We start from the raw sequence: 5,612 nt of genomic DNA, 5'->3' as shown, positions 1-5,612 counted from the left end.
CGAAAAAACGTGTTCTGGCCGTTGTTGATCGGGTGCGGGATAACACAGCGTTGATTGCCAGCAGAACCCAGATGCGGATCAGTCTGGATAAGTGGAACAAGACCAAAGAACAGCAACACAAAGATAAAATCACCAAGATCCTGAAAGATGCTCAGGGGAATATGAGCAGACTGGAAGCCATAGAGGTTTTTGATCTCGCGGGCAAAAAAGTCGCAACGACAACCCCAGAAGATACATCTGATCATGTGTTTGTTATTCCAGAAAAAGACTATGCTGTCCGTCTGATCAATAAGGGGAATGGTGTTGTTCAAAGTGCCGTACGCTTAATTCAGAACGGTCGTGCAATTGGCTATATTTCTGTAGAATTCAAGGCTGATTTTTTATCTGATTTAATCGAAGATAGAAGTGGTTTGGGATTAACAGGTGAATGGTTGATTGCGGTTCGAACCAGTAATGGTGATGCGCTTTTTGCCGTACCTCTTCGGCATGATCCAGACGCAGCTTTTACGCGCAAGGTTTCAAATGAACGGCAAGAGGTGCCGATTATTCAAGCGGTAGCGGGCAATGAAAAAATCATGCGTCATGCCCCGGACTATACCGAACAACCAGTGAGAGCCTTTACACGTTATATTCCAGAATTTAACTGGGGTTTGGTTGTTAAAATAAATGAGAAAGAGGTTAACGCTTCTTTTGATGCGGCGAACCAGTCTTTGATTTGGCTGGTGGGGCTTGTCGCGTTGATTTCTATTTTGGCGGGTATTGTTGTCGCGTACTTTATATCTCGTCCGATTGATCATTTGAAACTTATGACGAAGCGTTTGGCATCCGGGGAATTTGATGTTCCGCCTGTGACCAAAGGTTGGCAGGAAGCAAAGGAACTTTCGCAGTCTTTTCGAGATATGGCAGGGTCGCTTGAAAATTTAAACGAAAACCTTAATGAACTTGTCTTTAAACGTACGGATGATTTGAACCAAGCTAATAAAATTCTGGAAGATAAAAACAAAACGCTGGATGCGTTGGCAGTAAAAGAACAAAAAGCCAATAAGGTGAAATCAGAGTTTCTGGCAAGTATGAGCCATGAAATCCGTACACCGATGAACGGCATTATCGGTGCGACAGGATTACTGCTTGATACAGATTTATCGCCAAAACAATACAGTTTTGCCGATACAGTGATGAAATCGGCCGATGCTTTGTTGAGTTTGATAAACGACGTGCTTGATTTCTCTAAAATTGAGGCTGGAAAACTGGATCTGGAACTCATCCCCTTTGACATGGAACAGCTTGTCGAAGATGTGGTCGATCTGGTGATGCCCAAAGACAAAGATGACGATATTGAATTTTTGGTCAGTTTCCCACCAGAAATGGAGCGCTTTGTTGTGGGGGATCCTGGTCGTATCCGGCAAATTCTCCTCAATCTTTTGAGCAACGCCATCAAGTTTACCTATCGGGGGCATATCTTTATTCGCGTCCGTTCGGAAGAGATGGATAACGGGCAAATTAATTATGAATTTGAAGTCAACGATACCGGGGTTGGTATTGCCGATGACAAACAGAAATTGATTTTTGAAAAGTTCTCTCAGGCTGATGCCTCGACGACCCGTCATTTCGGTGGCACGGGTCTTGGGCTGTCAATTTGCCGGGATCTGATTGCCTTAATGGGCGGTCAGCTTTCAGTTAAAAGCGAATTGGGCAAGGGATCTTGCTTTAGCTTTAATATAGAACTTGGGCGACAGGAAAAACTGGTCGCATCAAAAGAAATTGCAGCTATCCAAGCACAGGAATCTTTGGAAGGTCTTAAATTGCTGGTGGTGGATGACAGCAAAGTGTCATTGGAAATCGTCAGGGAACAATTGGCAGATCTTGGTATGGAAATACATCAGGCCGGTACAGCGGAAGACGCATTGGCTCTTTTGCGTGATGGCACGGCCCAGCCTTATGATCTTTTGTTATCTGATTATTGCATGCCGGGAATGGACGGGCACGATCTTGCGCGCGAAATTCAAACCGATTCAAATATTCAAGCGCCACAGATGGTATTGATGTTGTCTTCGCCCGAACGTGGCGATGGTAAGTTGGTCAAAAATCTTGGCTTTCGGGGCTATCTGACCAAACCCATTTTTCCCGGTATTATTCGTTCTACCCTTGCCGCAGTCTGGTCGACGCGGGATAAGGCCGAAGAAACCCCGCTCTTTACTCGGCACAGCTTCCGCGAGGCTGAACTTAAGCAAGAAACAAACCTTAATTTCAAAGGAGTGCGGGTTCTGCTTGCCGAGGATAACCCGATAAATCTGATGATTGCGACAAAAATTCTGGAACGTTACGAGTGCCTGATTACGCCCGCTGGAAATGGTAAAGAGGTCTTGGTGCAGCTGGATCAACAACAATTCGATATCATCTTGATGGATTGCCACATGCCAGAAATGGATGGCTTTGAGGCAACTCGAAAAATTCGCCAGCTGGAAGATGATCGTAATACATTGCCGATCATTGCTTTTACCGCCAATGCCATGGCAAGCGATCGTCAAAAATGTCTGGATGTTGGTATGGATGATTTCATTTCCAAGCCAGTGCAAATTAATGATTTGGAAAAGGTATTACAAAAGTGGGTCGTTGACCGCAAATCCGATGTTGGGGGCAGGGTATCGAAAGACGATAATCTCAAAGGTGAAGCCCCGGTAAAAGGTAATCCAGAAGAGGTTAAATCTTCTCTTGGCCAATCTGAAAAAGGTGAGCAACTTGTCGATTTTACTGAAATTGAATCCCTGAAAGAAAAAATAGGGGACAAGGTACTCCCGATTATCGAATGCTTTGTTGAATTCGCGGTTCAGACAGCCCCGAAAATGCAACAGGCGCTGGATGACGGGGACGATGCAACCATAAAATCAGCTGCGCATTCGTTCAAGCCGATTTGTTTTGAACTTGGGGCAACAGGCTTGGGCAATCAGGCAAAAGAGATCGAAGCACTGATGCGGAACGATAACGCAGAACAGGCTTATGCGTTAATCCCTGACTTTATCCGAAGCTGTGATGACGTCGCAGAAACCATGCGAAATTATCTGAATGAAAATCAGCCGGAACCTGATGAGAAAATAGCCTAGTTCTCGGCACTGATCTACTTTTTTACAGGTCCTGAGCGTTGTATAATTTCTTTTATAATTTCAACGAGATTTAACCCACAAGAACGTTAAGTTCAGTGCACTCTAATCATTAAACAGATAGGGCACGACAAATTGTTCTCTCTGATCTTTGACGATCTTTCCAATTTCATCTTGTTCTTTGGATAACAGAATTTTCAGCGTTAGTAATTTCGGATTATCACGGATTTCAATAATCTGATAAAGCGGAAGTTCTGCTTGCGGCGGGCCGCAATAGTCACCGAGCGATAGTTCGCGTGTCTGATGAACTTTAACGTTCAAGGCGGTAAGTTCTTTTTTCAATCGTTTTACCGGTACGATCAAAAGATAAAGTGATACAAGAACAGATATCGGTGCCGAAGCAATCAAAATAATGGGCGCAAAAAGAGCCGGGGCAATAATGCCAATCATGAAGATTGCCCAGTACCATGCAACACTCACTTTCTCTTTTAACAATCTACGTGCTTTGATCAGGTTAGCAATTTCTTCTTTTGAGACATCAGCTTTTGAAGCATCGACTTTTGCATTGTGGAGAGTGGGGGCAGTCGCACGTTGCTCGTTTTGCATTATCAAGTCCTGATCGTCTGAGAGAAGTAGGGAGGCGAAGGTGCTTTTACGGCATTAATTTTTGTGGTCTTAGTTTTTCGGCCTTAGTTTATCGGGCTTCTTTAACGGGGTTAATTTTAAAGGCCTAATATCTTTCTGGCTTCGTCTGGTGTGGCCAGTGCGCCGCCCAGATTGTCGATGATATCGGCTGCTTTTTCGACCAGTTGGGCATTGTCACGACAAAGCTCACCCTTGCGGATTTGCAGATTATCTTCCATGCCGACCCGTACATGCCCGCCCAACAGGAAAGACTGGGCAAGGATTGGGAATTCATGGCGTCCAATGCCAAAAGCGGCCCAGACGGTGTCTTTGGGGATTTGCGATACCAGATACATCAGACTTTGCGGGGTGGGTAAAATGCCATACCGCACGCCCATGACAATCTGCATCATGGTTGGGGCCTTCAGAATGCCTTTGTCCAGAAAATCGAGCGCCATGTTGATATCACCGACGTCAAATAGCTCAATCTCAGGCTTGGTTCCCGCGGCATAGATACGATCTGCCATAATTTCCACATTACGCGGTGTGTTGATCACCACGGCTTCCCCCGACCACATGGTGTTGAAATCAAGCGTACATATTTCGGGTTTCAGCTTTTCTACATGCGCAACACGTAACTCTGGCCGACAGAGGGTACTGCCGGGTGCCGCGACTTTTGGATCGTCTTGCGACGGCACAAAACGGCCGCCTTCACCCGTGGTCAGGTTCAAGATCACGTCCTGATTTTGCTGACGGATCAACCCGACCATTTCTTCATAGAGGCTAAAATCCATGGACCCTTTGCCCGTCTGGGGATCGCGCACATGCAAATGCACAATGGCCGCCCCGGCCTTTGCCGCGCCCAAGGCGGCATCAGCGATCTCTTTTGGGGTAATGGGCAGCCCGGGATGCTGTTCCGGCTTGGTCAGGTTCCCTGTAACGGCACAGGTAAGAATAGTTTTCTTTTGTGTTTTGGGCATGAGGGGTGTTTTAGACATAAGGAGAGCTCTGGTGCTTGGAAATGTTGTTTTTATTGTTTCCACTCTGGCCCAAACGATGAGGGAAAACAAGAAATTATCAGGCGAGAAAATAAGTGGTTTTAAGCGTATATAATCTTAACGATAAGATGAGCTGTAATAGAGGTAACCGTTATCAAGGATAAAGGTTCTTCTATCTGGCAAGTTATCCGGATTGTTATATATGCGCGAGCTTCTGGATTTACAGGCGGGATTTTTACCTATGCCTAGCTTCTTATAAGTTAACGAAGTTATTTTACTCATATTTTTTTTGAACCATTTTCCTGTTTTATCTATGCGTAGAAAGCCATGCTCTGCACAAGATTGAATGATTTTATCTGACTGTTCTTTGGGAATCTTGAGAAGAATTCTAGTGTGCCCGCCAAATATACCGTTGTTATTTTCTGATAACAGGACCTCGTATTGGGAAAATTGCAAAGCTGGGTAGCTGGATTTGACAGCATTTCCTGGCTCGCTTTTTATGTAATCGGTAAAAACAAAAACACTAGTAGCCGTAATAATAAATAGAACTAGGTACCCACAAATTTTTATACTCCTCTTCAGAGTTCCTTGAGGTGTATCCAGTATTACAGCGATAATGCTTAGGATAATCAGCAGGCTAACGAACATGAAAAGCAAGATGGTTTTGAACTCCTTTACACCTTTTTACTGTAGAAAATGTTACTTTATTATCCTGTTTGGCTTATCCCATTTGAAAGGCAGAATTAAGACCTGCTGGATAATCCACTCAACAATTCTTAGTTTGTGTTGGTGATTTTATTCAGGATCGTTGCTTTCTTTATAACTACGAACGATTGATACCTCACTATTGTTACTCTCATGCCAGATTAGTGATGAACTGCGATGGAAAATT

4 protein-coding genes are annotated in these 5,612 nt (G+C 44.5%); 1 reads left to right on the top strand and 3 read right to left on the bottom strand.

The features are described 5' to 3' along the window. A partial coding sequence (locus Q0241_RS07165; RefSeq protein ID WP_299375291.1) for a response regulator occupies positions 1-3,101 on the top strand: 3,101 nt, incomplete at its 5' end. Positions 3,102-3,203: 102 nt separating this feature from the next. On the opposite strand, the gene Q0241_RS07160 is transcribed toward Q0241_RS07165, so the two are convergent. From Q0241_RS07160 to Q0241_RS07150, 3 genes are all read right to left on the bottom strand, one after another. After that, a complete protein-coding gene (locus tag Q0241_RS07160; protein WP_299375288.1) occupies positions 3,204-3,704 on the bottom strand; it encodes a hypothetical protein in 501 nt (166 codons plus the stop codon). 116 nt (positions 3,705-3,820) lie between these two features. Then, on the bottom strand, positions 3,821-4,720 hold the full coding sequence (locus Q0241_RS07155) for a 3-keto-5-aminohexanoate cleavage protein (RefSeq protein WP_299375285.1): 900 nt from the start codon (positions 4,718-4,720) through the stop codon (positions 3,821-3,823). Positions 4,721-4,837: 117 nt separating this feature from the next. Continuing rightward, complete coding sequence (locus Q0241_RS07150) at positions 4,838-5,377, bottom strand: hypothetical protein (protein WP_299375282.1); 540 nt, start codon at positions 5,375-5,377, stop codon at positions 4,838-4,840. Positions 5,378-5,612 lie beyond the last annotated feature (235 nt).

Origin of the sequence: uncultured Kiloniella sp. (assembly GCF_937128705.1) — a bacterium.
Taxonomy (GTDB): Bacteria; Pseudomonadota; Alphaproteobacteria; order Kiloniellales; family Kiloniellaceae; genus Kiloniella.
The sequence above is the reverse complement of the archived record's forward strand: the minus strand, read 5'-3'. Positions and strand labels throughout refer to the sequence as shown.

Coding starts and splice junctions, on each gene's coding strand:
- Q0241_RS07160 (WP_299375288.1), bottom strand. CDS start 3,704: ATGCAAAACGAGCAACGTGCGACTGCCCCCACTCTCCACAATGCAAAA.
- Q0241_RS07155 (WP_299375285.1), bottom strand. CDS start 4,720: ATGTCTAAAACACCCCTCATGCCCAAAACACAAAAGAAAACTATTCTT.